We start from the raw sequence: 25,894 nt of genomic DNA, 5'->3' as shown, positions 1-25,894 counted from the left end.
AAGTACTGCCCTGATCCGCGTTGCCTTGGGCCGCATCGCCCCGCGGCGCACCGCCGAGCAGATTGTCCAAAAGTCCCTCGAGCGGACGCCGGGTACCCGCATCGTCCTGGGCCTCCTGGGCCATGACCGGGCTCAGCCCCACGATCACGGCAAGGCTCAGAATGGAGAACAATCGGGCCAGCTTCTGCATCGTCGCAACTCTCCTGGAGGAATCGTTCGAGTGATAGGTGGCATGGATGGCTGAAACAAGGAAAGCGGTCTCCTCACGCATCCTGATTTCACGACCACGCACGGTTCGGCGGGCGCTTCAAAATGTGATCGCGAAAGCCGCACTTGCGCGTGCCCCAAAGCGGGTTCGGTGGTAGGATTTCGACCGTGAAGTAGCGTCTTCTTCGATGGAGGATCCTATGAAGCATGAAAACCCCGACATCATGGAACTGGAAGCCAGGCCGCTTGCCCCCGAAGCGCCGCCGATGGATCGGCGTGCGCGCATTGCCCGCTGGGCGGCCTGCCTCGAAGCGCATGAAGGTCCGCTCGCGGCACTGCGGCGGATCGAATTCATGGCACCGGAGCTGCGCCGGGCCTATCGCGATCCGGCCTCGCCGCTCACCGTCGCCTTCAACGATCCGGTGCTGCGGCAGGAGGGATTGGCCGGCGATACGCTCGGCGACGTCATGGACTTCTTCGACATGACGCACGAGGACACGCACCGCCTGCTCTGCGACTGCCACTATCACGGCACCATGACGGGCCCCGGCCTTGCCGGCCGGCTGCGTCAGTTCGCCGGCAGACGCGAAGCCGGCACGCTCTGGCAACGCGCGCAAAACGTGCTCTCCGGTCGCGCCTGACGCGCAGCGTCATTGACTGCTGACGGCGGAAAGAATGCGGCGGCAGCGCGAAAGCTGCCTCCGCGCCTGAAGCGTCTCCAGGTGGAGCGGATGCTGGTTCGCCGCGCAGCGCTCAAACCAGTTCGACGTCGATGACCCCCGGCGCCGCCTTCATCGCCGAGGCGATCTGCGGTGACAGACGATAGCGATCCGGAAGCTCGACCTCGATCTGGCGCTTGCCGTTGTCCTTCAGCACCACGAAGGACACAAGGCCTTCGCCCTTCGCGTTCAGATGCGTCGCGATGGATTTAAGCGGCCCGCTGTCGCGCACATAAACGCGCAGTGCCTTTTGCATCTGCACCGAACGCTCCTCGAGCGACTGGACCGTCTGGATGCGTAGCCCGATCCCCTCGGGCCGCTCGTCGGCGCCCACCGTGATCACCAGCGACTGGCCCGGCTCCAGAAGGTCGCGATATTGCGCGAGCGCTTCGGAGAAGAGCACCGCCTCGAACTGGCCGGACGAATCCGAAAACGTCACGATCCCCATGCGATTGCCGGTGCGCGTCTTGCGCTCCTGCCTGCCCGTCACTGTGCCCGCCAGCCGTCCCGCCGTCGCACCGCTTTTCACCGCGATGGCGAAATCCTGGTAGGTCTGGACACGCAGGCGCTTGAGGATGTCGTTGTAATTGTCGAGCGGATGCGCCGAGAGATAGAAGCCGAGTGCCACATATTCCCGGTGCAGCTTGTCGGATGCGAGCCAGGCATCGACCTCCGGAAAATGGATGCGCTCCGGACCGGTCGCGGCCCCCGCGCCGAACATGTTGTGCTGGCCCGATGTCCGCTCTTCCGCCGCGCGCTGCGCAAAGCCGACCATCCGGTCGATACCCGCGACCAGCCGCGCCCGGTCGATGCCGAAACAATCGAGCGCGCCTGCCGCGATCAGCTGCTCCAGCGTGCGGCGGTTGACCACCTTCGGATCGATCCGCAGGCAGAAATCCTCGATCGAAGCAAAGGGCCGGTCGCCGCGCACGGACACGATATGCTCCACCGCGCCCTCGCCCACGCCCTTGATGGCCGCCAGCGAATAATAGATGCGGTTTTCGCCTGTCTCGAACAGCCGGTAGGAGGTCTGCACGGATGGCGGTACGATCTCGATGCCGAGCCGGCGCGCATCCTGACGGAAGTCGTTGATCTTGTCGGTGTTGGCCATGTCGTAGGTCATCGACGCGGCCAGGAACTCGACCGGGTAATGCGCCTTCAGATAGGCCGTCTGATACGACACGATCCCATAGGCGGCAGCGTGGGATTTGTTAAAGCCGTAATTCGCGAACTTCGCCAAAAGGTCGAAGATCATGTCGGCCTGCGGCTTCGATACGCCGCGCTCGACCGCACCGGAGACGAAGCGCTCGCGCTGCTGGTCCATCTCCTCCTTGATCTTCTTGCCCATGGCGCGGCGCAGAAGATCGGCTTCGCCGAGCGAGTAGCCGGCCAGAACCTGGGCGATCTGCATCACCTGTTCCTGGTAGACGATGACGCCCTGCGTCTCTTCAAGGATGTAGTCGATCTTCGGGTGGATCGACGCCAGTTCCTCTTCGCCATGCTTGCGCGCGTTATAAACCGGGATGTTCTCCATCGGACCCGGCCGATAGAGCGCAACGAGCGCAATGATATCCTCGATCCGGTCCGGCCGCATGCCGATCAGCGCCTTGCGCATGCCGGCCGATTCCACCTGGAACACGCCGACGGTTTCGCCGCGCGACATCATCTCGTAGGTCGGCTGGTCATCGAGCGGCAATGCCGCGAGATCGAGCTGAATGCCGCGTTTGGCGACGAAATCGACCGCGGTCTTCAGGACCGTCAGGGTCTTCAGGCCCAGGAAGTCGAACTTCACGAGCCCGGCCTGCTCCACCCATTTCATGTTGAACTGCGTCACGCCCATGTCCGAGCGCGGATCGCGGTACATCGGCACGAGCTTCGACAGCGGCCGGTCCCCGATCACGATGCCGGCGGCATGCGTCGAGGCGTGGCGGTAGAGCCCTTCGAGCTTCTGGGCGATGGCGAGCAGCTTGGCGACCACAGGTTCGGCATCGGCCGCTTCCTGCAGGCGCGGCTCCTCCTCGATCGCCTTGCCGAGCGGCGTCGGGTTGGCGGGATTGTTCGGCACGAGCTTGCAGATCTTGTCGACCTGGCCATAGGGCATTTCGAGCACGCGACCGACGTCGCGCAGCGCAGCACGCGCCTGCAGCGAGCCGAAGGTGATGATCTGTCCCACTTGCTCGCGGCCGTATTTCTCCTGAACGTAGCGGATCACCTCCTCGCGCCGGTCCTGGCAGAAGTCGATGTCGAAGTCGGGCATCGAAACGCGGGCCGGATTGAGAAAGCGCTCGAAAAGCAGCGAGAAGCGCAGCGGATCGACGTCGGTGATCGTCAGCGCATAGGCGACGAGCGAGCCAGCACCGGAACCACGGCCGGGCCCTACCGGAATGCCGTGCGCTTTCGCCCATTTGATGAAGTCGGCAACGATGAGGAAGTAGCCCGGGAACTTCATGTTCTCGATGATGTCAAGCTCGACCTTCAGCCGGTCGTGGTAGTCCGCCTCGCTGTAACCCGCACTGATGCCAAGCTTGGCGATCCGCTCGGCAAGCCCAAGCTCCGCCTGGCGCCGCAATTCCGAACTCTCGGCTAGATTGTCTGCATCCGGATCGTCCGTCGCTCCGGTGAAACGCGGCAGGATGGGCTTGACCGTTCCAAGCAGGAACGAGCAGCGCATCGCAATCTCGATCGTGTTGTCCAGCGCTTCCGGCAGATCGGAAAACAGCGCCGCCATCTCCTTCTGGCTCTTGAGGCAGTGGTCCTCCGTCAGACGGAACCGGTTATCGTCGGAAACCATGGCGTTGTGCGCCACCGCCATCAGCGCGTCATGCGCCTCGAAATCCGCAGGCTTCAGGAAGAACGCCTCGTTGGTGGCGACGAGCGGCAGGTCATATTCATAGGCAAGCCCAATCATCCGGGCCTCGCGGGCGCGGTCGTAATTGCGCGGCCGCTGGAGCTCCACATAGAGCCGGTCGCCGAAGATCGCCTTTAGTGAAGCAAGCCGCGCGACCGCCCTCGGGCCATCGCCTTCACCGAGAGCCCGCTCCACCGGCCCGCCGGGCCCGCCGGTCAGCGCAATCAGCCCGTCGGCATCGTCCTGCAGCCAGGAAAGCTTCAGATGCGGCCGCTCCGAACCCGTCCCGTCCAAATAGGCGCGGCTGACGAGATCGACGAGCCGCGCATAGCCGCTCTCACTTGAGGCCAGCAGCACGATCGACGGACGGCGGGCGAGCTGTTCGCGCGGATTTCGCCGCTCGACGGTCGCCTCGTCCTCCATCTCGAGGTCCATTTGGCAGCCGATGATCGGCTGAACGCCGGCTTCCTGCGCCTTCACCGAGAATTCGAGCGCGCCGAAAAGATTGTTCGTGTCGGTGACCGCGATGGCAGGCTGGTTGTCGGATACGGCCTGGCCGATGATCTTCTTGAGCGGCAGCGCGCCCTCAAGCAGCGAGTAAGACGAATGCACCCTGAGATGGATGAACTTCAGTTCGCCCGAAGGTGCATGGTCCGCCATATCGCAAAATCCGTCTTCTCAGGAAATCGTCAGGCGCAGTCAGGCGTGGCGGTGGCCACGCAATTGAACAGAATCGCCCTCCCGATAGTCGGCATGCGGACGAGCCCTGTCCACCCACGGAGGGCGGAAACCGCCTTCCGAGAAACTTGTCCCCACCATCCACAGGCATCAGCGGCCTAGAGAGGGTCGGCAGTGGGGTTCGCTGATCACATCGCCATGAGGACGACGGAGAAACCGGCAATGAAGACAGACATGGAGGCTAGCGCGGCAACATCACGAAGCATGATCATCTGGATATCTCCTTTTCCTTATCTGATCTCACTATGTTCTGTTTTTGTTCTGTTGTAAATCGCATTTCAACGAACCGCGCGGCCGATCCCGGCGATAGTGAACAAAAAGTGAATACCGCTCTCGTGGAAACTAGCGCCGCGGTGGGCGACGCCGCTTTGCCCGCTCCGATCGCTCAGCCGCCTCGATCGCAAGGCCCAGCCATTCGGCCCGGGCATCGATGTCGTCCAGCGCATCTTCGGGCACCGACCAGTAGGGCATCGCAACGGCCTTGCGGCCCGGCCGGCCCGCATAGACCCATTGCGTCGCGCCCGCCTGCGCGAACCGGGGTGCGCTGTCGGCATCGGCTTTCAGGAACAGGTCGCCATTCACTTCCAGCGCGATGATACGGCCCTCGGCATAGATGCCCTTGCCGCCGAACATCGATCGCACGCGGACCGGGCCGATCGGCGCGAAGAATTCCTCGATATCGACGTGGTCCATCTCGTGCCTCGCTTGAAGTGCGTCATGCGGCGTTTATCTTCCACGCGATGGCGAAGATGCGCAAGAAATCCGACCTGCCGGAAAAGCCCTGCCAGGCCTGCGGACGGCCCATGGTCTGGCGCAAAAGCTGGGCAAAGACCTGGGACGAGGTGCGCTACTGTTCCGAGCGCTGCCGACGCAACCGCCCGACGGACGTCAAGCCGACCCTCAGGCCCTGAGCACGCCGCCGGCGGCGGCCACCGCTTCTGGTGTATCGACATCGAGCTGCGCCGCCTGCCCGATATCGACATCGATGATCTGAAGCCCGCTCGTCTCCACGATCTGGCGCGCGCCGACGTCTCCCTCCAGTGCCAGTACCGCATCGAAGGTCGACCGTGGAAGGATGACCGGGTTTCCCCGCTTCTCGCCGCTCGCCGCCCGCACGATCGCCTCGCCGCCGGCGCGCTGGAAAGCATCGACGAGGGTGCCGATCTCGGCTGCGCCTATCCCCGGCATGTCGGCCAAGAGGATGATGGCGCCATCCACATCACCGCCAAGCGCAGCGATCCCGGCCTTCAGCGAGGACGCCATGCCGCTCGCGAATGCCGTGTTGTTGAGCGTTGTCAGATCGAGGCCAGCAAGCGCCGCCTCCACCTCTCCGGCGCGGTGGCCGGTCACGGCGATCAGCGGCGTCAGGCCGGCGTCCAGTCCCGCCCGGGCCGTTCGCCGCACGAGCGCTTCTCCGTCGAACTCCGCCAGAAGCTTGTGCGCCCCGTCGATGCCCATGCGGCTTGCCTTGCCGGCCGCGAGCAGAACGCCACCGACAGTCGGCAGCGAAGCCTCGGCCCGTGGGATCCGCGGCTGCGGCCTGCTCGCGATCTCCGTCAGCAGACCCCCCACGCCCATCCCCGCAATATCGGCTCGCGTCACCGTCTCGCCCGCGAGAATGCGCGCCAGAACCCAATCGAAACCGTTTTCCTTGGGGCTGCGCGCGCAGCCCGGCGCACCGATCACCGGCTTGCCGTCGATCGCGCCCAGGACCAGCAGATTGCCGGGATCGACCGGCATGCCGACAGCCTCGACCTGACCGCCCGCCTGCCGGATCGCCTCGGGGATCACATCGTAAGGGTCCGCGACGGCCGAAGCACCGAACACGATGAGAATATCAGCACCATCCACCGTGTTGCGCAGCGCCTCAGCAAGCACACCGGTTTCATGCGCCACGCGTGTTTCACTCAAAAGCCTGCTGCCGGAAGGCGCAAGCCGCACTTCCAGCAGCGCCCTGGTCTTGTCCATCACGCTCGGTTTCAGGCTTGGCAGCGTGGTCGCGATGAGCGCGACCTTGGCAGAGCGAAACGGCGTCACTCCGATCAATCCCGTTTGGGCGATCGCCATCGTGGCTTCTGCAAGCGCCGGCCCGGCAACTGCAAGCGGAATGATCTTGATCGTCGCGACCATGTCCCCGGCATTCACCGGGCTTCGATCTTTCAAGCAGGCGAAGGTGATGGCAGGATCCACCCGGTTCAGCGCGTCGACGCCCGCTGCATCAACCCGGAAGAGCCCGGAAGCCGCAGCGAAGATGTTGACGCGTCCCGTCGCCGCCTCGCCAATCGTTACGTTCTCGGCATGAAGCGCGGCCCCGAGCCTTGCTGCCGCCACATCCTCCGGCTCGTCGCCGGCATCGAGCGCCACCGCAAACACCGTCGCAACGCCGGCCGCATCGAGGTCTGCAATATCCTGCGCCGTCAGCCGGTGGCCCTTGCGCAGCCGCACCGCAGCCGCTCTCACCGAATGGGCAAGAAGCGTATCTTCGGCCTCGCCGATGGGCAGTTCAGCAAACCGCATGGCTCATCCGCCCGCTGATCCGGAGGGTGCGACAAGCGGCCGCCGACGCAGGCTCTCGATGATCTCGGCAAGGATCGCGACGGCAATCTCACCGGGGCTCGCCGCGCCGATATCCAGCCCGATCGGCGCCTTGATGCGAGAGGCCGCTTCTTTGCTCACAACCGCCTCGCCCAAACGTTCCAGCCGCTTGCCATGCGTCTTCCGGCTCCCCAGCGCACCCACATAAAAGCAGCCCGCCTCAAGCGCCGCCTTGATCGGATAATCGTCGATCTTCGGATCGTGCGTGACGGCGACGAGCGCCGTGTAGCGATCGAGCGGCATATCCTTCAGCACGTCTTCCGGCCAATCGGCGAAAAGCTGCGTGCCGGCAAAGCGCTCCTGCGTCGCAAAGGCCGTGCGCGGGTCGATGATCGTCAAATCGTAACCGGCAAGCGCAGCCATCGGCGCCAGGGCCTGGCTGATATGGACCGCGCCGATCACCACAATCCGCGGCGGCGGCACATGCACGTTGAGGAAGTAGCTTCCTCCCTCCACCTCCTCCATGCGGGACGTTCCGCGCCGAAACGCCGCCTCCACGATCGGTGCCAGCGGCCCGTCGATCGTCTCGCCTTCGCGCACGAGCCGGTCGTCGGTACCATCCAGTGCCGTCAGGCGGATCACGGCGCGCCGCGCCTGCCGTTCCGCGTTCAACGCCTGCAGAAGTGTCTGTTCCACGGCCGTTCAGCCCAGTTTCTCGACATAGACGCGAATGCGCCCGCCGCAGGAAAGCCCGACGCGCCATGCGGTCTCGTCGGCAACGCCGAATTCCAACATCCGCGGCGCTCCCGCGGCAATCACATCCATCGCTTCGGAAACGACAGCACCCTCGACGCAGCCGCCGGACACCGACCCCTCGAAGTTGCCCTCGCCATCGATCACCAGATGGCTGCCGACGGGGCGCGGCGCGGAGCCCCATGTTTCGACGACCGTCGCAACGGCGACCGAACGCCCCTCTTTCGCCCAGCCCTCGGCGATCACCAGCGGATCGTCGGCAAGCACGGCGGACGGCACTGCAGCCAAGTCTATGGATTGCGTCGTCATCGTCACATCTCCTCGTTCAAGCCACAGCAAGACGCCTTGTGGTCATGAACCGCCTCGGGTCCGCATCGCGGCTCTTGCCGGCACCAAGCGCTGCCACCAGCCCAGTGATCGCATCCAGATTATGCACCGCGCGGAATTCGTCCACATGCGGCAGCATCGCCTGCACGCCGCGGGCGCGCGGCTCGAACCCGTCGAAGCGCAAAAGCGGGTTCAGCCAGATCAGCCGCCGGCAGGATCGGTGCAGCCGGTCCATCTCGCGCGAAAGATCGTCGGTGCCGTCGCGCTCCAGCCCGTCGGTGATGAGCAGCACCACCGCACCCTGGCCGAGCACGCGCCTGCCCCAGAGCCGGTTGAATTCGGCAAGCGTCGTCGCGATCCGCGTCCCGCCCTGCCAGTCCTTCACCGCGTCCGCGCATTCCGCCAGCGCCTCGTCGGGGTCCTTGTGCCGCATCTGCCGCGTCACATTCGTCAGCCGCGTGCCGAAGAGAAAGGTGTGGACCCGTCGGCGCCGCTCCGTCAGCACATGAAGAAAATGCAGGAATATCCGCGTGTACTGGCTCATCGATCCGGAAATATCGGCCAGCACCACCAGCGGCGGATGCACCTCGCGCTGCGTGCGAAAGGCCGGCAGGATCAGTTCGCCGCCACTGCGCAGCGCGCCGCGCATCGTGGCACGCGGATCGATCCGCCCCGGCCGGTGCGTCTGTCGGAATCGCCGCGTCACCACCCGGTCGTCCGGCAGCACCAGATCGGCAAGCGCCTTCTTGGCGCGCGCGATCTCCGGCGCCGTCATCTGCGCGAAATCCGTCTTGCGCAAAACCTCGTTGCCGGATGACGAAAAGCGCGCATCCACCTCGATCTCAGGCTTTTCTTCCGGCGGGCGGGCCTTCTCGTGCCCCTCGAACAGCGCCTGCGAAACGCGGGTTTCACCGGCCTTCAGCTTCTGGCGTTCGCGCATGTCGGGCGCGACCGGCGAGAACATCGCGATCATCTTCTCGACGAGGTCGCGCGACCGCCAATAGAGCCGGAAGGCCTCGTCGAAGATCACATGGTCCTCGTGCCGGTTGACCAGCACCGAATGCAGAACCCAGTAGAAATCGTCGCGATCGCCGACGCCGGCCGTCTTCACCGCCTCGATCGCATCGGTCACCGCGGCTGGGCCGACACGCATGCCGGCCTTGCGCAGCGTGCGCGCGAAATAGACGATGTTGTCGGCAAGCCGCCCGTCAAAGGCGTCCGTCGTGGCCGGCTTCATGATCTCAAGATCGGTGACCATCGCGCTCACTCCGCCGCGGCCAGGCCCGCCTTCACCTCGTCGAGGATCTTGCGGCCTTCGCCGGTGCCGATCCGCGCAATGTCTTCCTGGTACTTCAACAGCGTGCCCAGCGTATCCGACACAGTCTGCGGATCGAGCGCCATGCGGTCGAGCTCGGTCAGCGCGCTCGCCCAATCGATCGTCTCGGCAACGCCCGGGTTCTTGAAAAGATCGATGGTGCGCAGCTTCTGCACATAGGCCACCACCTGGCGCGACAGATCCGCATTGCAGTTCGGCACCTTGCGCCGCACGATCTCGAGCTCGCGCTCGGCATTGGGATAATCCACCCAATGATAGAGACAGCGGCGCTTCAGTGCGTCGTGGATCTCGCGTGTCCGGTTCGTCGTGATGATCACGATCGGCGGCTCATCCGCCTTGATCGTTCCGATCTCCGGGATCGTCACCTGATAGTCGGACAGCACTTCGAGCAGAAACGCCTCGAAGGCCTCGTCGGTCCGGTCGAGCTCGTCGATGAGGAACACCGGCGCACGGCCGTCCTTGGCCTCCAGTGCCTGCAAAACAGGGCGACGGATCAGATACTTGTCGGAAAAGATGCCCTTCTCGATCGCATTCCGATCTGTGCCGCCCGTCGCTTCCGCCATGCGGATCTCGAGCATCTGCGCCGGATAGTTCCACTCGTAGACGGCCGAGGCGACATCAAGGCCTTCGTAGCATTGGAGCCGGATCAGTGGCCGGTCGAGGCCCTTGGCCAGCACCTTGGCGATTTCGGTCTTGCCGACGCCCGCCTCGCCTTCCAGGAACAGCGGCCGCTTCATCTTCAGCGCCAGAAACACCACCGTCGCCAGATCGCGCCCGGCAACGTAGTCATTGGCATTGAGCAGCGTCAGCGTCTCGTCGATCGAGGCGGGAATGGCGTGTGCGTCGGACATGGCGTCTCCATGGGTCCTCAGAGGTCCCGGTAGTTCCGGTCGAGATAGATGAGAGCCGGTCGGTGTTCGCCGAGCCTCAGGCCGACAACCTGCCCGAACACCACCATATGCGTCGACATGGGCTTTAGTTCGAGCACGCGGCAGTCGAAGACCGCGCGTGCATCGGCAAGCGTCGGCGCCCCGGTCGTGATCGTGTCCCACGCGCCAAAGGAAAACCGCTCCTCGTCCGTCAGGTCGGCAAAGCCCGAGAAGGCATTGGCGACCGGAATATGATCGATCGCCAGCGTGTTGATTGCGAAGGAACCGGCATTGAAGAACGTCTCGTTGCGCGGGTTCGTGCGGTTGATGCAGACCAGCACCGTAGGCGGTGCATCGGAAACCGAGCAGCACGCCGTCGCCGTCATGCCCCGTTTGATGCCGTCGAGCTCCGCCGTCACCACATGCACATGCCCGGCGAACCGGCTCATGGCTTCGCGATAGTCTTCGGGCGTGATCGACTGCTTGTGAAGCACCAGGAACCTCAAGAAACATTTGTGGCAGGCGCGCAAGGACCGGTCGGGCGCCCGCTCTTTTTACATAGGCGGTGAATGACGCAATTACAGGACCGCTCTTGCGCCTTTGACCGCGCCGTCGTCAATCCGCGCATCGAACACTCAAGCTCAGGCCAAAGCGTCCCCGTTCGGCTTTTGATGTTGGAACGACGGCCCCTTGCGTCTACACATCAGGCTGGAATCTTGAAGGGACTTACCTCGTGGTGAAAGCCGATTTCAGCAGTTTTGGTCCGGCACTGGCGCTTGCCGCCGCTGCGTGGTCTCTGCCTGCCACCGCAAGCGCCCAGGAACTCCGTCTCGGGCTCATCGCGCCGACCGATGGCACGCTCGCGATCATCGGCGAACAGGCAGGCATCGCGCTCGATGCCTTCGCCACGTCTCACACCGATCTGTCGGTCACCATCATCGATGCGGTCGAGCCCTGCAGCGATGCGAATGCGGCAGGTGCGGCCGAACTCATGGTCGATTCCGATGTCGATGCCGTCATCGGTCTCTTCTGTGCCGAGACGGTCAACCAGGTGATGCCGATTCTGGCCGAGGCCGACATCCCCGCGATCAGCGTCAGCCTGCGTGCCGGCATCGTCATGGAAGATGCGCTGGCCGGCGGGTGGCCGCTCTTCCGCATCGCGCCTTCAGCCGAAGCGGAAGCGACGGCAATCGCGCAAGCCATTGCCGCGCGCTGGTCGGACGAGCCCTTCGCGCTGATCGAAGACGGCACGATCTATGGCCGCGATCTCGCCGAGACTGTTAGGTTGGAGCTGGAGCAAGGCGGCATCACGCCGAGCTTCATCGACAATTACCGTCCCGCCGAGGAACTGCAATTCGGCCTCGTCCGGCGGCTCGCCGCTGCCGGCGTCAGCCACGTCTTCGTCGGTGGCGACCGGGCCGATGTCGCGATCATGGCGCGCGATGCCGCTCAGGCTGGTCTGAACCTCACCTTCATGGGCGGCGATGCGCTGCAGGCTGCCGATGGCGCAGCCCCGCTTCCCGACGGCGTTCTGGCGATGGTGGCCGAACGCCCGGCACCTGACGACGAAGCAACCGGCGCCATCGAGGCGATCGAAACGCTCTTGCGCGAGCGCGATGATCTCGACCGCCGCGCCGACGACGCCTACCTGCTGCCCATCTACGCCGCCGCCGAAATCGCCGCCGCCGCCAGGGCGCTGGCATCGAGCGCTGAAACGGACCTCGCCGAGACGCTGCGCACGGAAACCTTTGCGACAGCGATCGGACCGGTCGAATTCGGCACCGACCAGTCCGACGAGGCGCCCTACGTGCTGCGCATTTCGCAGGATGGCCGCCTCGTGCCGCTCGATGGCACCGAGCGCGCAAGCCGGTAGATACCATGCGCACCGGCTCGACCAACAGTTTGACGGATGTTTCGGGCCTGCTCGTCGGCAATGCCGAGGATCATCACCTGAAATCGGGCGTCACCGTCGTCGTCTGCGATCGGCCCGCCACCGCCGCGGTCAAGATCCTTGGCGGTGCGCCCGGCACGCGCGAAACCGATCTTCTTGAGCCCGAAAACACCGTTGCCGCGGTCGATGCCATTGTGCTCGCCGGCGGCTCCGCCTTCGGACTCGATGCAGCCTCGGGCGTCCAGGCGCGCCTGCGTGAAACGGGGCGCGGCTTTGCCGTTGGCGATCACCGCATACCGATCGTGCCGGCCGCCATCCTGTTCGATCTGATGAATGGCGGCGACAAGGCCTGGGGCCGCTACCCGCCCTACCGCGAGCTCGGCTATGATGCCGCACAAGCTGCCGCAAAGATCTTTGCGATCGGCTCCGCTGGCGCCGGCGTCGGCGCGCTCACCGCCGGCCTGAAGGGCGGTCTCGGCACGGCATCCACCGTCCTGTCCGATGGCACGACCATCGCCGCGCTCGTCGCCGTCAATGCCGTCGGCTCCGTCGGGTTCGGCGATCGGGGCCATTTCCTGGCAGCGCCGTTCGAGAAGAATGGCGAATTCGGCGGCCTCGGCCTCCCCGCCACCATGCCGCAAGACGCCGACCGCATCGTGACCAAGCTCGGCACCCATGAGCCCGGCGCCGCAACAACCATCGCGGTAATTGCCACCGATGCCGTGCTGACCAAGGCTGAAGCGAAGCGCCTGGCAAGTGCGGCGCATGACGGCTTCGCCCGCGCCATCTGGCCGGCCCACACGCCGATGGATGGCGACCTCATCTTCGCGCTTGCCACCGGCACGAGTGGTCGCGCCTTTGCCGACACTGATGCGATCGCGCTCTGTGCTGCCGCATCGGCCACTATGGCCCGCGCCATCGCGCGCGGCGTCTATGCCGCAACGCCTGCCGAGGGCGACGTTCTGCCCACATGGCGCCAGAAATTCGGGGATGCGCCGCGCTGAGCGCGCCCACGCGCGTTGTGCCGCCCGGCCACAGGTGTTAACGCGTCCGCGCGCCGCCAGAAATCCCGGAGACCCCGCACAATGTCCGCCAAGCGCCCGATCCGTATCGCTCCCTCGATCCTCGCGTCCGACTATGCCCGCCTCGGCGAAGAAGTCCGCGACGTGGTCCAGGCCGGCGCCGACTGGATCCATCTCGACGTGATGGACGGCCATTTCGTTCCGAATATTTCCTACGGTCCCGATGTCATCAAGGCGCTGCGACCCCATACCGACGCGGTCTTCGATTGCCATCTGATGATCGCGCCCACCGACCCCTATCTCGAAGCCTTCGCCAAAGCCGGCTGCGACATCATCACCGTCCACGCCGAAGCCGGCCCGCATCTGCATCGCTCACTGCAGGCAATCCGTTCGCTCGGCAAGAAGGCCGGCGTCTCGCTTAACCCCGGAACGCCTGAGCATGTCGTCGAATATGTCCTCGACATGGTCGATCTCATCCTCGTCATGAGCGTCAATCCGGGCTTCGGCGGCCAGAAATTCATACCCGGCGTCGTCGAGAAGTGCCGCAAGCTCAATGCCATGATCGGCGACCGGCCGATCGATCTCGAGATCGACGGCGGCATCACGCCCGAGACCGCACCGCTTGCCGCGGCCGCCGGCGTCAACGCGCTCGTCGCCGGCTCAGCGGTCTTCAAGGGTGACGGCGTCGAGGGTTACCGCGCCAATATCGAGGCCATCCGCCAGGCCGCCGAGGCCGCACGCTGAGCGACTTCGTCCACCGCATTTGAGCAAGCCGGCCACCTCTGCTAGAGGCTCCGCAGCTTCCCTTCCCATCGTCAAAGACAGGCCCGCCGATGATCCCGCGCTATTCCCGCCCCGACATGGTCGCCATCTGGTCGCCGGAACAGAAGTTCCGCATCTGGTTCGAGATCGAGGCGCATGCCTGTGACGCGCTGGCCGAGCTTGGCGTCATCCCCAAGGAAGCCGCCGCGACGATTTGGGAAAAAGGCGGCACGGCCGAATTCGACGTTGCCCGCATCGATGAAATCGAAGCCGTCACCAAGCACGACGTCATCGCCTTCCTGACCCATCTTGCCGAATTCATCGGGCCGGACTCCCGCTTCGTCCACCAGGGCATGACCTCGTCGGACGTCCTCGACACGACGCTCAACATCCAGCTCGTGCGCGCAGCCGACCTGCTTCTTGCCGATATGGACCGCGTTCTGGCTGCGCTGAAGAAGCGCGCCTTCGAGCACAAGGACACCGTTCGCATCGGTCGCAGCCACGGCATCCATGCCGAGCCGACGACGATGGGCCTCACCTTCGCGCGCTTCTATGCCGAAATGGCGCGCGGCCGCGACCGGCTCGTCGCCGCCCGTGCAGAAATCGCCACCGGCGCGATTTCGGGCGCCGTCGGCACTTTCGCCAATATCGATCCATCCGTCGAAGAGCATGTCTGCGCCAAGCTCGGCCTGAAGCCCGAGCCGATTTCGACCCAGGTCATCCCGCGCGACCGCCACGCCATGTTCTTCGCAACGCTCGGCGTCATCGCCTCGTCGATCGAAAACGTCGCCATCGAAATCCGGCACATGCAGCGCACCGAGGTCCTGGAAGCGGAAGAGTTCTTCTCGCCCGGCCAGAAGGGCTCGTCGGCCATGCCGCACAAGCGTAACCCGGTGCTTACCGAAAATCTGACTGGTCTCGCCCGCCTCGTGCGCATGTCGGTCACGCCTGCGCTCGAAAACGTCGCACTCTGGCACGAGCGGGACATCAGCCATTCGAGCGTCGAGCGCGCCATTGGCCCGGACACCACGATCACGCTGGACTTCGCGCTGAACCGCCTCGCCGGCGTCGTCGAGAAGCTGGTGATCTACCCGGACAACATGCTGGCCAACATGAACAAGTTCCGCGGCCTGATCCACTCGCAGCGCGTTCTGCTGGCGCTGACCCAGGCCGGTGTCAGCCGCGAGGATTCCTACCGCCTCGTCCAGCGCAACGCGATGAAGGTCTGGGAGGAAGGCAAGGACTTCCTGACGGAGCTCCTCGCCGACGCTGAAGTCACGGCTGCCCTCTCGGAAGACCAGATCCGCGAGAAGTTCGATCTCGCCTATCACACCAAGCACGTGGACACGATCTTTGCCCGCGTCTTCGGCGAGGCCTGAGCGGCCCCGCCATCCGGCCTGTGCCTAATCGATGATCTGGAACACGACGAGGGCTGCAATGAAGAGCCCCGTCATGAACAGGAACGGCCTGCGGTCGAACCAGTCGCGCACAGTGGCATCGGCTCCGGCCATGGAGCTAGCAACGCCGTCCGATACGCGCTTGGCCGACACACGGCTTGCTGGCGGTTCACGGTGAAGCGTTTCGGCCTTCGCCCGGCCGCCAAGCTCGACGCCGTCGACCGGCTCGGCATCGCGTCCGGCAGCAGCCGCCGCATCCGTCCGGTTTGCTGTTGAGGTTTCAAGCGCGACGGCAAGTCGCTCAAGCTGCGCCTCGATCCGTGCCATACGCCGCTCCAGCGCTTGCGCGCCATCAGCGGCGTTCGGTGGCGTGACGGTTGCGGCCGACTGGCCGGCGGTCTCGGAAAATTCGTTGGTCATGTCTGATCCTTTCGCTTCTCACTGAAACGACGGATTAGCCGAGACCTGCCAAACTGCCCTTGAATGGGCCCATTCAATTCCCATTCAAGGACGTGCAGAAGTCGAGCAACGCGGTTGACATGGCTTCGCCGCAAACGCACATGAGCTTGACCATGAAAGCTGCAGAAACCGATATCCTCATCGTCCCCGGCTACACCAATTCCGGACCTGACCACTGGCAGACCCGCTGGGAAGCGAAGCTTTCCACTGCACGGCGCGTCGAACAGGCCTCATGGTCGAAGCCCGACCGCGCCGAATGGACCGCGAGCATGGCAGACGCCGTGAACGCGTCGACCCGCCCTGTCATCATTGTTGCGCATTCTCTGGGCGTGGCGACGGCCGTTCAGGCCATTGCCGATTATCGGCGACCGATTGCCGGCGCCTTTCTGGTGGCACCGCCCGACGTGGCGAACGAGGCGATCCGGCCCAAGCACCTGATGACCTTCGGTCCCTATTCGCGCGAGCCCCTGCCGTTCCCCTCGATCGTGGTGGCGAGCCGCAACGACCCATTCTGCGCCTATGACGTCGCCGAGGACATCGCGGGCGCCTGGGGCTCGCTGCTCGTCGACGGTGGCGAGATCGGCCACATCAACGCCGAATCGGGCCACGGCCCCTGGCCCGAGGGGCTTCTGGTCTTCGCGAAATTCCTGCAGAAGCTGAGCCCACCGGTCGTCTGACCGACGAGATCATTACGACCACAGTGGTTCAGCCGTTTCTCGCCTGGTCGAGCATCGTGCTCATCCCGAGCGAGAGATAAGCCCCGTCGTGAATGACGGAGAGCAGGTTGAACCCCATCTTGACGTAGGATTGGGTCCGCGGCGCATCGAAGACGAAAACGCCCGCATGCTTTCCCGCGGCCCTCGCCCGGCGCCCGATGTCGGCGATCGCCTCGGTCATCTCCTCATGGTGCGGATCGACTGCCTCGCCGTTCGTCCACGAGATCGAGAAATCGGAAGGTCCGACGAACACGCCGTCGATCCCCGGAACCGCCAGGATCTCGTCGAGCGCCGCAAGCGCCGCCCGCGTCTCGATCATCGCGAAGGCGACCGTCTTGTCATTGGCCGAACTCAGATAGTCCTGGCCCTTCTGAATTCCGCGCATCGACAGCGCCCGTGCCGGCCCCCAGGAGCGCTGCCCGACCGGCAGATATTTGGCATGGGCGGCGAACGCCCGTGCATCCTCCACCGAGTTGATCATCGGCGCGATGATGGCGTCCGCGCTGAAGTCGAGCGCCCGGCTGACCATGTCGTTTCGCCCGACCGGTATGCGCACGATCGCGGGCTTGCCTGCAGCGGCAATTGCCAAAATCCCGTCATGCACGCTGTCGACGCTGTGGGCGCCATGCTGCATGTCGAGCGTCACCGCGTCGAAATCGGCGCGAGCGAGAAGCTCCACCACAGCGGGCGCGGCGAGCGTCGACCACGCCGTCAAAACCGTTTCACCGGCATTCAGTTTATCGGCAAGCGTCACGATCGCCCTCCTCCAGGCTCAGACGTCAGTTGCTTTGCACCTGCTGGATGGCCTCGGCCATCAGCTCGATCATCTTGCCGCGCAGCTGTTCGTCGGAAACATTCGCCCCTGCCGCATCAAGATCGCCGCGCACCTTGCGGAACACGTCCTCGTCGCCCGCTTCCTGGAAATCGGATTTCACGACTTCCTTGGCGTATTCCGCAGCGTCGTCGCCCTTCTTTCCGATCAGGTCGGCTGCCCAAAGTCCCAGAAGCTTGTTGCGCCGCGCTTCGGCCTTGAAGCGCAGATCGGCGTCATGGGCGAATTTGCTTTCGAATGCCTTCTGGCGGTCGTCCATGCTTGCAGCCATGCGTCGTCTCCCGTTTTCGTTCGCATTTCAGTGCCTGTTCGGCACCGTCGGGGCGGACTATGGTCGGATTCCATGTCGTTGAAAAGGCAGCCCGCAACGATGTCGCAGAGATGCGATGCGGTGACTGAGACGAAAAGGTCGGGCATGGCCGGAACGGAACAATTGTGTCCGCACGCCATATCGGATAAGCACTCGCCACGACACAACGACCATCATCCGGGCAGGACCTGGCTGCGCTGACCAAGCCGCTTGAACACCCTCGCTCGCCACTCAAGAGTAAAAGATCATCATGAACCGTCGCCGCCGCATCTACGAAGGCAAGGCCAAGATCCTTTATGAAGGACCGGAGCCTGGCACTCTGATCCAGTTCTTCAAGGACGACGCGACCGCGTTCAACAAGAAGAAGCACGATGTCATCGACGGCAAGGGCGTCCTCAACAACAGGATTTCCGAATACGTCTTCACCCATCTGAACCGGATCGGCATCCCGACGCACTTCATCAAGCGGCTCAACATGCGCGAGCAGCTGATCAAGGAAGTCGAGATCATCCCGCTCGAGATCGTGGTGCGCAACGTCGCCGCCGGCTCGCTGGCCAAGCGCCTCGGCATCGAGGAAGGCACCGTTCTGCCCCGCTCCATCATCGAGTTCTATTACAAGGCCGATGCGCTCGACGATCCGATGGTCTCCGAAGAGCACATCACCGCCTTCGGCTGGGCAAGCCCGCAGGAGATCGACGACATCATGGCGCTCGCCATCCGCGTCAACGATTTCCTCACCGGCCTCTTCCTCGGCGTCGGCATCCAGCTCGTCGACTTCAAGATCGAATGCGGCCGCCTCTTCGAAGGCGACATGATGCGCATCATCGTGGCCGACGAAATCTCGCCCGACTCGTGCCGTCTCTGGGATATCCAGACCAACGAGAAGATGGACAAGGACCGCTTCCGCCGCGACCTCGGCGGTCTCGTCGAAGCCTACCAGGAAGTCGCGCGCCGCCTCGGCATCATGAACGAGAACGAACCCGTCCGCGGCACCGGCCCCGTACTGGTCAAATAGCATCCGAGGGAAAGACGAGTGATCAAGGCACGCGTAACCGTGACGCTGAAGAACGGCGTCCTCGACCCGCAGGGCAAAGCGATCGAAGGCGCCCTCGGCGCACTCGGCTTCGACGGCGTCGGCCATGTCCGCCAGGGCAAGGTCTTCGATCTGGAATTGCAAACCGAAGACCGCACAAAAGCCGAATCCGACCTCAAGGCCATGTGCGACAAGCTCCTGGCCAACACGGTCATCGAGGATTATTCTATCCACATCGCCTGATGGTTGTGGCTCTGGGGCTGAGCCCGAGGGTCTTGATGAGAGACGGTCGCCGTGACCGATGTGACGAACGAACCGATGTTCGAATTGCTGAAGAAGATGCAGTCCGACATGAGCGCGGTTCGCTTCAATCTGCAGGAAATCAAGCGGCGCATCACGGCCACCGAAGAAGCGATGGCAGGCGTCAATCGGCGTCTCGACCGCCAGGACGAGCAACTGGATCGCATCGAGCGTCGCCTGGAACTGCGCGAGTTGGCTGTACCGCAGCACCCTTTCGAACACTGACACCCGCATCAAAGCGCCGTGCGCACGTCCCACAGTTCCGGGAAGAACGAGCGATCGAGCGCGGTCTTCAGATAGCCGACGCCGGATGAGCCGCCGGTGCCCTGTTTGAAGCCGATGATGCGCTGCACCGTCTTCATGTGGCGGAAGCGCCATTGCTGGAACTTGTCCTCCACGTCCACCAGCTTTTCCGCCAGCTCGTAGAGCTCGAAATAGCGGTCCGTGTTGCGGTAGACCGTCAGCCAGGCTTCGCGCAGCGCCTCGCTATAGGCGTGGTTGCGTGAAAAATCGCGATTGAGAAGCGCGTCTGGCACCGGTAGGCCCTGCCGCGCCAGAAGCGCGATCGCCTCGTCGTAAAGGCTCGGCGCCTTGAACGCCGCCTGTAGGCGCGCATGGTGCTCGGCGTGGTGGCGGTGCGGCGCGAGCATCTTCTCGTCCTTGGCGCCGAGCTTCATCTCCATCATCCGGTACTGGTGAGACTGGAACCCGGACGATTGCCCAAGTGCCGCGCGAAACGTCAGGTAGTCGGAGGGAGTCATGGTGGAAAGCACGTCCCAGGCCGAGACCAGCTGCTCCTGGATGCGTGCCACGCGGGCGAGCGCCTTGAAGGCGACGCCCGGCCGATCTTGCCTTATCGCGGCCATCGCAAAATCCAGTTCATGCAGGATCAGCGATATCCACAATTCCTGAACGTGATGGATCACGATGAAGAGCGGCTCGTCTGGCTCGCTCGTCAGCGGTTTTTGCGCCGAAAGCAGCGTATCGAGCTGCAGATAGTCACCATAGGACATGCGATCGGTGAAATCGAGGTCGATGCCCGCTTCGACGCGGCTGTCCTGGTCGTTCGTCATGCGCTGCTCCGAAATGCCGCATTCAGGCATATTCGCCACAAGAAACCGCCGCAATACCCTCGCCTTCACGGCTGCCATGTTCTAGAAGCGGTGCGAAGTCCTTCCACCGATCCGGACGTTCCCATGAAGTCAGCCGTCATCATCCTTCCGGGCCTCAATCGCGACCGCGACATGATCGCGGCGCTGACCAAGATATCGGGCACGCCGCCCATCACGGTCTGGCAGACGGAAACCACCATCCCCGCCGATGTGGACCTGGTCGTGATCCCTGGCGGGTTCTCCTATGGTGATTACCTGCGCTGCGGCGCGATCGCGGCGCGCATGCCCGTCATGCAGGCGGTCCGCGATGCGGCGGCGCGCGGCACGCGCGTCATCGGCGTCTGCAACGGGTTCCAGATCCTGCTGGAAGCGGGCCTCCTGCCCGGCGCGCTGATGCGCAACGCCTCGCTGAAGTTCGTCTGCCGCGAAGTGAAGCTCGAGGTCGTCAACACCGAGACGGCGTTCACCAGCCTCTACACCAAGGGCCAGATCATCCGCTGCCCGGTCGCCCATCACGACGGCAACTTCTTTGCCGATCCCGACACGCTGGCGCGCATCGAGGGTCAAGGCCAGGTCGTCTTCCGCTATGCCGAAGGCACGAACCCGAATGGCTCGCTCAACGACATCGCCGGCCTCGTCAACGAACGCGGCAATGTTCTCGGCCTGATGCCGCATCCGGAAAATCTTATCGAATCGGCCCATGGCGGTGCCGATGGTCGCCCGCTCTTCGAAGCCGCTCTCGGTGCAGTCGCGGCATGATGTCTGCCCCGCGCCTTGCCCTGATCGCAGCACTTGCCCTGCTTGCCGCCTGCCAGTCGGAGCCTTCGGCCGAAGTGCCGGCTGCGGCCGCCGCAGCCTCTGAAAAGAGCGCGGCACTGCGCAACATGGAACAGGTAGCGATCGCGGCCCACCGCTGCTGGTTCGCCAGCCGCGATCCGGTCTTTGCCGGCTACAGCTTCGCCAACGAGTTGAATTCCTTTTCCGGCCAGCCGCGCTTCCTCCTGGTTCCCCGCGGCGACTTCGGCGGCAGGCCGCTTCTGGTCGTCCAGGCCTCCGGCGCCGCCGGAACCGTGACGAGTTTCGGCCCGCTGCTCGATGGCGCTGCCGGTTCCCGCATCCGCGGCGATATCGCGCGCTTCGCCAGCGGCGACGCCTCCTGCGGGACATCCGCCTGATCATCGCCCCGATCACCTCGCTTAACCGACGCCGACAGATCCGAGATGCCCATGCTCCCTGAAAAGATCGCCATCACCCCGGAATTGATCGAAGCCCATGGGCTGAAGCCGGACGAGTATCAGCGCATTCTCGACCTCATCGGGCGCGAGCCGACCTTCACCGAGCTCGGCATCTTCTCGGCCATGTGGAACGAGCACTGTTCCTACAAATCCTCCAAGCGCTGGCTGCGCACGCTGCCAACCACAGGCCCGCAGGTCATACAGGGCCCCGGCGAAAATGCCGGCGTTGTCGATATCGGTGATGGCGACTGCGTGGTCTTCAAGATGGAGAGCCACAACCACCCCTCCTACATCGAACCCTATCAGGGCGCGGCGACCGGCGTCGGCGGCATCCTGCGCGACGTCTTCACCATGGGCGCGCGCCCCATCGCAGCGATGAACGCGCTGCGTTTCGGCGCTCCGGACCACCCGAAGACCCGCCACCTCGTCTCGGGCGTCGTCGCTGGCGTCGGCGGCTACGGCAATTCCTTCGGCGTGCCGACGGTCGGCGGCGAAGTCGAGTTCGATGCCCGCTACAACGGCAACTGCCTCGTCAACGCCTTTGCCGCCGGCCTCGCAAAGACCGATGCGATCTTCTATTCCAAGGCCGAAGGCGTCGGACTGCCCGTCGTCTATCTCGGTGCCAAGACAGGCCGCGACGGCGTCGGCGGCGCCACCATGGCGTCTGCCGAATTCGACGAGAAGATCGAGGAGAAGCGCCCGACCGTGCAGGTCGGCGATCCCTTTACCGAAAAGTGCCTGCTCGAAGCCTGCATGGAATTGATGGCATCGGGGGCCGTCATCGCCATCCAGGACATGGGCGCGGCGGGCCTCACCTGCTCGGCGGTCGAGATGGGCGCCAAGGGCGACCTCGGCATCGAGCTCGATCTCGACAAGGTGCCCGTGCGCGAAGAGGCGATGAGCGCCTATGAGATGATGCTGTCGGAAAGCCAGGAGCGCATGCTCATGGTGCTGCGCCCGGAAAAGGAAGCGGAAGCCGAGGCGATCTTCACCAAATGGGGGCTGGATTTCGCCATCGTCGGCAAGACGACGGACGATCTGCGCTTCCGCATCCTCCACCAGGGCGTCGAAGTCGCAAACCTGCCGATCAAGGAACTGGGCGACGAGGCGCCGGAATATGATCGCCCATGGCGCGAGCCCGGCCTCTATTCGCCGCTGCCGGCAAGCCAGATCGAGGAGCCCGCCGATTACGGCCAGGCGATTCTCGATCTCGTCGGCTCGCCCAACAATGCCTCGCGCCGCTGGGTCTACGAGCAATATGACACGCTGATCCAGGGCAATTCGCTGCAATTGCCGGGTGGCGATGCCGGCGTGGTGCGCGTCGAGGGTCATGCGACCAAGGCACTCGCCTTCTCGTCCGACGTGACGCCGCGCTATTGCGAGGCGGATGCCTTCGAGGGCGGCAAGCAGGCCGTGGCCGAATGCTGGCGCAACATCACCGCAGTCGGTGCCGAGCCGCTCGCCGCCACCGACAACCTCAATTTCGGCAATCCCGAGCGCCCGGAGATCATGGGCCAGCTCGTCAAGGCCATCGAGGGCATCGGTGAAGCCTGCCGCGTGCTGGGCTTCCCGATCGTCTCGGGCAACGTCTCGCTCTACAACGAGACCAATGGCGAGGCGATCCTGCCCACGCCCACCATCGCCGGTGTCGGCATCCTGCCCGATTGGCAGCAGATGGCCCGCATCGGTGGCGCCAAGGCCGGTGACGCAGTCATTCTGCTCGGTGGTGATGGCACCCATCTCGGCCAGTCGGTCTATCTGCGCGACGTCCTCGGCCAGGCCGATGGTCCGCCGCCGCCGGTCGATCTGGCGCTCGAAAAGCGCAATGGCGATTTCGTACGCTCGGCCATCCGCAACGGTCAGGTGACGAGCTGCCACGATATTTCCAGCGGCGGTCTCGCCATCACGCTTGCGGAAATGGCGTTGGCCTCCGGTCACGGCATGGATCTGTCGCTCGAAAGCGCGTCGCAGTCCTCCGGCCAGCCGCTCCATGCGCTGCTGTTCGGCGAGGATCAGGCCCGCTATGTCGTCACCGTTCCGGCCGATCTCGCCAATTTCGTCTGCATGAATGCCGAAGGGGCCGGCGTGCCGTTCCGCCGCCTGGGCACAATTGCCGGCGACTCGCTGAAAGTGGATGACCGCTTCGCTATCCCGCTTCGCCAATTGCGCGACGCCCATGAAACGTGGTTCCCTCACTATATGGAGAACCAGATGGCCGCCGCAGTGGCCTGACCCGTCGCCTATCCTGGCCGACGTCGAACAAGGAGACCCTCACCCATGCCGATGAGTGCCGGTGACATCGAGAAAATGATCAAGGAAGGCATTCCGGATGCGCGCGTGACCATCCGCGACCTCGCCGGTGACGGCGATCACTATGCCGCCGAAGTCGTCTCGGAAAGCTTTCGCGGCAAGAACCGCGTGCAGCAGCACCAGATGGTCTACAACGCGCTCAAAGGCAACATGGGCGGCGTGCTTCATGCACTCGCACTGCAAACCAGCGCCCCGGACTGACTAAGCTTCAACCCAGCTTCGTCGGTGGCTGCCTTGAGCGCAAACTCGACAAGGCCTGCCCGATCTCCTATCTAGAGGCCACCGACACCAATCCGTTGCCGGCGCCTCGACCGGCAAACGAAGGACATTCTCATGAGCGCGATCAACGATTTCATCGACAATGAAGTGAAGAACAACGACGTCGTCCTCTTCATGAAGGGCACGCCCCAGTTCCCACAATGCGGTTTCTCCGGCCAGGTCGTGCAGATTCTCGACTATGTCGGCGTCGACTACAAAGGCATCAACGTTCTGGCCGATGCCGATCTGCGCCAGGGCATCAAGGACTACTCCAACTGGCCGACGATCCCGCAGCTCTACGTGAAGGGCGAATTCGTCGGCGGTTGCGACATCATCCGCGAGATGTTCCAGAACCAGGAACTGCAGTCGCATTTTGCCGACAAGGGCGTCGCGGTTCGCAGCAACGCCTGAGCTCGTCTAGCTCCATCAACCGATCCGAAAGCCGCGCCCGCCGCGGCTTTCATCGTTTTGAGTGATCCTTCGATACAGATCGTTCATCCATTGCCGGACGATTTCCGGTTGCGTTGACGCCGATCCCGGCTAGTCTCTTCGCGCTCGCAGCATTTTTCTGCACCTGACACCCGTCCGTGCCGCCTTGCGCACGCCTCGGGTCTTTCGCCTTTCGGCACCCGAGGTTCCCATGGACGACCAACCGATACGATCGGCAGCCCATGCCGCATCGCGAGATGCCGTCGCTGCGCCACCGGTGCCCGCGGGACCACCACCGCCTCTGTCGCGGATGGAATTCATCGCGATGGTCGCCTCGCTGATGGCGCTCAACGCGCTGTCGATCGACATCATGCTGCCGAGCCTTCAGCAGATCGGCGAATCGCTCGGCGTCGCCGATGCCAATCAGCGCCAGCTCGTTCTCTCTGCCTACGTGGTCGGTTTCGGCGGCGCCCAGCTTTTCTTCGGGCCGATCGCCGACCGCTTCGGGCGCCGCAAGCCGCTTCTGATCGGCATCGTCATCTACGCCGTCTGCGCGCTGCTGGCCGCCTTTTCCTCGAGTTTCGGCATGCTGCTGCTGTTGCGCATGGCGCAAGGCATCGGCGCTGCAGCCACCCGCGTCATCGCCGTCACGCTGGTGCGCGATGTCTTCGGCGGCCGTCAGATGGCGGAGATCATGTCGATCGTCATGATGGTGTTCATGGTCGTGCCTGTCCTGGCGCCGGGCTTCGGCCAACTGATCATGCTCTTCGGCGAGTGGCACCTGATCTTTGTGTTCATCGCGCTCGTCGCACTTGCGGTGCTGGCATGGGTCGCCCTTCGCTTGCCCGAGACGCTGAAGCCGGGCGATCGCCGGGAATTGCGCTTCGGCAAGATCATGGAAGCCTTCCGCATCGTGCTGTCGAACCGCATGTCGGTCTGCTATGCCTTTGCCACCGCAGCGGTTTTCGGCGCCATGTTCGGCTTCTTGAATTCCGCGCAGCAGATCTTCGTCGAAGTCTACGGCCTCGGTGTCTGGTTCCCAGCCGTCTTCGCGCTGGTCGCAACCTTCATGGCGCTCTCGTCCTTCATCAATTCGCGCCTCGTCGGCCGCTTCGGCATGCGTACCCTGTCCCATGGCGCGCTTGTCGGCTTCATGTCGGTGTGCTTCGTCTGGCTGCTCGCGTCGCTCGTCGGCACCCTGCCGCTCTGGCTCTTCCTCGTCTTCTTCATCGCGGCCATGTTCCAGTTCGGCTGGATCGGCGCAAACTTCAACGCGCTCGCCATGGAGCCACTCGGCCATGTGGCCGGCACCGCATCCTCCGTCCTCGGCTTTCTCCAGACGGCAGGTGGCGGCCTGATCGGCGCGCTGATCGGCCAGCTCTATAACGGCACTGCGCTGCCACTGGTCGCCGGCTTCTGTGCCGTATCCTTCATCGCATTCGTTCTCGTGCTGGTCGCCGAACGCGGCCGCCTCTTTTCAAGATTATGATCCGGAT

Annotated in this window: 28 protein-coding genes; 16 read left to right on the top strand and 12 right to left on the bottom strand. The window is 64.1% G+C overall.

Features of this window, described 5'->3' with window-relative positions; all coding sequences use genetic code 11:
- Positions 1-407 precede the first annotated feature (407 nt).
- Positions 408-848 (top strand): hypothetical protein, encoded by a 441-nt coding sequence (locus PU133_RS10595; RefSeq protein ID WP_126010098.1) that lies wholly within the window; start codon positions 408-410, stop codon positions 846-848.
- 112 nt (positions 849-960) lie between these two features.
- Here the strand turns inward: PU133_RS10595 and dnaE are convergent, their stop codons facing one another.
- Both dnaE and PU133_RS10585 read right to left on the bottom strand, forming a co-directional pair.
- Positions 961-4,434 (bottom strand): DNA polymerase III subunit alpha, encoded by a 3,474-nt coding sequence (gene dnaE, locus PU133_RS10590; RefSeq protein WP_404861697.1) that lies wholly within the window; start codon positions 4,432-4,434, stop codon positions 961-963.
- A 420-nt stretch (positions 4,435-4,854) separates the two neighbouring features.
- On the bottom strand, positions 4,855-5,205 hold the full coding sequence (locus tag PU133_RS10585; RefSeq protein ID WP_404861696.1) for a TfoX/Sxy family protein: 351 nt from the start codon (positions 5,203-5,205) through the stop codon (positions 4,855-4,857).
- 47 nt (positions 5,206-5,252) lie between these two features.
- On the opposite strand from PU133_RS10585, the gene PU133_RS10580 reads away from it, so the two are divergent.
- A complete protein-coding gene (locus PU133_RS10580; protein ID WP_126010095.1) occupies positions 5,253-5,423 on the top strand; it encodes a DUF2256 domain-containing protein in 171 nt (56 codons plus the stop codon).
- Here the strand turns inward: PU133_RS10580 and PU133_RS10575 are convergent.
- Genes PU133_RS10575 through PU133_RS10550 form a run of 6 tightly spaced genes read right to left on the bottom strand, consistent with a single transcriptional unit; the run spans position 5,413 to position 10,826 of the window.
- Positions 5,413-7,029, bottom strand: coding sequence for an NTP transferase domain-containing protein (locus PU133_RS10575; protein WP_404861695.1), 1,617 nt, complete (start codon positions 7,027-7,029; stop codon positions 5,413-5,415). The two genes, PU133_RS10580 and PU133_RS10575, sit on opposite strands and share 11 nt — an antisense overlap.
- A gap of 3 nt (positions 7,030-7,032) precedes the next feature.
- Positions 7,033-7,743 (bottom strand): XdhC family protein, encoded by a 711-nt coding sequence (locus tag PU133_RS10570; protein WP_404861694.1) that lies wholly within the window; start codon positions 7,741-7,743, stop codon positions 7,033-7,035.
- Between the two features lie 6 nt (positions 7,744-7,749).
- Positions 7,750-8,109, bottom strand: coding sequence for an XdhC family protein (locus PU133_RS10565; protein ID WP_404861693.1), 360 nt, complete (start codon positions 8,107-8,109; stop codon positions 7,750-7,752).
- Between the two features lie 16 nt (positions 8,110-8,125).
- Positions 8,126-9,385, bottom strand: a complete 1,260-nt coding sequence (locus PU133_RS10560; protein ID WP_404861692.1) for a vWA domain-containing protein — start codon at positions 9,383-9,385, stop codon at positions 8,126-8,128.
- 5 nt (positions 9,386-9,390) lie between these two features.
- Positions 9,391-10,314 (bottom strand): MoxR family ATPase, encoded by a 924-nt coding sequence (locus tag PU133_RS10555; protein WP_126010092.1) that lies wholly within the window; start codon positions 10,312-10,314, stop codon positions 9,391-9,393.
- A 17-nt stretch (positions 10,315-10,331) separates the two neighbouring features.
- Complete coding sequence (locus tag PU133_RS10550) at positions 10,332-10,826, bottom strand: flavin reductase (protein ID WP_404861691.1); 495 nt, start codon at positions 10,824-10,826, stop codon at positions 10,332-10,334.
- 239 nt (positions 10,827-11,065) lie between these two features.
- On the opposite strand from PU133_RS10550, the gene PU133_RS10545 reads away from it, so the two are divergent.
- The 4 genes from PU133_RS10545 (at position 11,066) to purB (ending at position 15,386) form a co-directional block, all read left to right on the top strand.
- Positions 11,066-12,205 (top strand): ABC transporter substrate-binding protein, encoded by a 1,140-nt coding sequence (locus PU133_RS10545; RefSeq protein ID WP_404861690.1) that lies wholly within the window; start codon positions 11,066-11,068, stop codon positions 12,203-12,205.
- A 5-nt stretch (positions 12,206-12,210) separates the two neighbouring features.
- Positions 12,211-13,227: a P1 family peptidase gene (locus tag PU133_RS10540; RefSeq protein WP_404861689.1), complete on the top strand. Its 1,017-nt coding sequence runs from the start codon at positions 12,211-12,213 to the stop codon at positions 13,225-13,227.
- Positions 13,228-13,308: 81 nt separating this feature from the next.
- Complete coding sequence (rpe, locus tag PU133_RS10535; RefSeq protein ID WP_404861688.1) at positions 13,309-13,989, top strand: ribulose-phosphate 3-epimerase; 681 nt, start codon at positions 13,309-13,311, stop codon at positions 13,987-13,989.
- A gap of 89 nt (positions 13,990-14,078) precedes the next feature.
- The gene (gene purB / locus PU133_RS10530; protein WP_404861687.1) at positions 14,079-15,386 is read left to right on the top strand and encodes an adenylosuccinate lyase; all 1,308 of its coding nucleotides are present in this window, start codon (positions 14,079-14,081) and stop codon (positions 15,384-15,386) included.
- A 24-nt stretch (positions 15,387-15,410) separates the two neighbouring features.
- Here the strand turns inward: purB and PU133_RS10525 are convergent, their stop codons facing one another.
- Complete coding sequence (locus tag PU133_RS10525; RefSeq protein ID WP_404861685.1) at positions 15,411-15,824, bottom strand: hypothetical protein; 414 nt, start codon at positions 15,822-15,824, stop codon at positions 15,411-15,413.
- A 152-nt stretch (positions 15,825-15,976) separates the two neighbouring features.
- Here PU133_RS10525 and PU133_RS10520 point away from each other — a divergent pair, with 152 nt between their 5' ends.
- Complete coding sequence (locus PU133_RS10520) at positions 15,977-16,540, top strand: alpha/beta hydrolase (protein WP_126010085.1); 564 nt, start codon at positions 15,977-15,979, stop codon at positions 16,538-16,540.
- Between the two features lie 28 nt (positions 16,541-16,568).
- Here PU133_RS10520 and PU133_RS10515 read toward each other — a convergent pair whose 3' ends face one another.
- On the bottom strand, positions 16,569-17,333 hold the full coding sequence (locus tag PU133_RS10515; RefSeq protein WP_404861683.1) for an HpcH/HpaI aldolase/citrate lyase family protein: 765 nt from the start codon (positions 17,331-17,333) through the stop codon (positions 16,569-16,571).
- Positions 17,334-17,358: 25 nt separating this feature from the next.
- A complete protein-coding gene (locus PU133_RS10510) occupies positions 17,359-17,682 on the bottom strand; it encodes a DUF1476 domain-containing protein (protein ID WP_126010083.1) in 324 nt (107 codons plus the stop codon).
- Between the two features lie 289 nt (positions 17,683-17,971).
- Between PU133_RS10510 and purC the strand changes: the two genes are divergently transcribed.
- From purC to PU133_RS10495, 3 genes are read left to right on the top strand one after another with little or no spacing between them, the layout of a single operon-like run.
- Positions 17,972-18,736 carry a phosphoribosylaminoimidazolesuccinocarboxamide synthase gene (gene purC / locus PU133_RS10505; RefSeq protein WP_126010082.1) on the top strand — a complete coding sequence of 255 codons (765 nt, stop codon included), beginning with the start codon at positions 17,972-17,974 and terminating at the stop codon, positions 18,734-18,736.
- Between the two features lie 18 nt (positions 18,737-18,754).
- Positions 18,755-18,997, top strand: a complete 243-nt coding sequence (purS, locus tag PU133_RS10500; RefSeq protein ID WP_404861682.1) for a phosphoribosylformylglycinamidine synthase subunit PurS — start codon at positions 18,755-18,757, stop codon at positions 18,995-18,997.
- Between the two features lie 51 nt (positions 18,998-19,048).
- Positions 19,049-19,279, top strand: a complete 231-nt coding sequence (locus tag PU133_RS10495) for a hypothetical protein (RefSeq protein ID WP_404861681.1) — start codon at positions 19,049-19,051, stop codon at positions 19,277-19,279.
- A gap of 8 nt (positions 19,280-19,287) precedes the next feature.
- Here the strand turns inward: PU133_RS10495 and kynA are convergent, their stop codons facing one another.
- Entirely contained in the window at positions 19,288-20,127 is an 840-nt protein-coding gene (kynA, locus tag PU133_RS10490) for a tryptophan 2,3-dioxygenase (RefSeq protein WP_404861680.1), read from the bottom strand.
- Positions 20,128-20,250: 123 nt separating this feature from the next.
- Between kynA and purQ the strand changes: the two genes are divergently transcribed.
- From purQ to PU133_RS10460, 6 genes are all read left to right on the top strand, one after another.
- The gene (gene purQ, locus PU133_RS10485; protein ID WP_404861679.1) at positions 20,251-20,925 is read left to right on the top strand and encodes a phosphoribosylformylglycinamidine synthase subunit PurQ; all 675 of its coding nucleotides are present in this window, start codon (positions 20,251-20,253) and stop codon (positions 20,923-20,925) included.
- A complete protein-coding gene (locus PU133_RS10480; protein WP_404861678.1) occupies positions 20,922-21,341 on the top strand; it encodes a hypothetical protein in 420 nt (139 codons plus the stop codon). Before purQ ends, PU133_RS10480 begins: the two co-directional genes overlap by 4 nt.
- A 51-nt stretch (positions 21,342-21,392) precedes the next feature.
- Positions 21,393-23,633, top strand: coding sequence for a phosphoribosylformylglycinamidine synthase subunit PurL (purL, locus tag PU133_RS10475; protein WP_404864506.1), 2,241 nt, complete (start codon positions 21,393-21,395; stop codon positions 23,631-23,633).
- 45 nt (positions 23,634-23,678) lie between these two features.
- Positions 23,679-23,912, top strand: a complete 234-nt coding sequence (locus tag PU133_RS10470; RefSeq protein WP_126010077.1) for a BolA/IbaG family iron-sulfur metabolism protein — start codon at positions 23,679-23,681, stop codon at positions 23,910-23,912.
- A 132-nt stretch (positions 23,913-24,044) separates the two neighbouring features.
- Entirely contained in the window at positions 24,045-24,380 is a 336-nt protein-coding gene (gene grxD, locus PU133_RS10465; RefSeq protein WP_126010076.1) for a Grx4 family monothiol glutaredoxin, read from the top strand.
- A gap of 319 nt (positions 24,381-24,699) precedes the next feature.
- Positions 24,700-25,887: a multidrug effflux MFS transporter gene (locus tag PU133_RS10460; protein WP_404864505.1), complete on the top strand. Its 1,188-nt coding sequence runs from the start codon at positions 24,700-24,702 to the stop codon at positions 25,885-25,887.
- Positions 25,888-25,894: the final 7 nt, after the last annotated feature.

The organism is Georhizobium sp. MAB10 (assembly GCF_045012825.1).
GTDB classification, from domain to species: domain Bacteria; phylum Pseudomonadota; class Alphaproteobacteria; order Rhizobiales; family Rhizobiaceae; genus Georhizobium; species Georhizobium profundi.
Note: the sequence above shows the minus strand (reverse complement) of the source record. Positions and strands in the feature narration are given on the sequence as shown.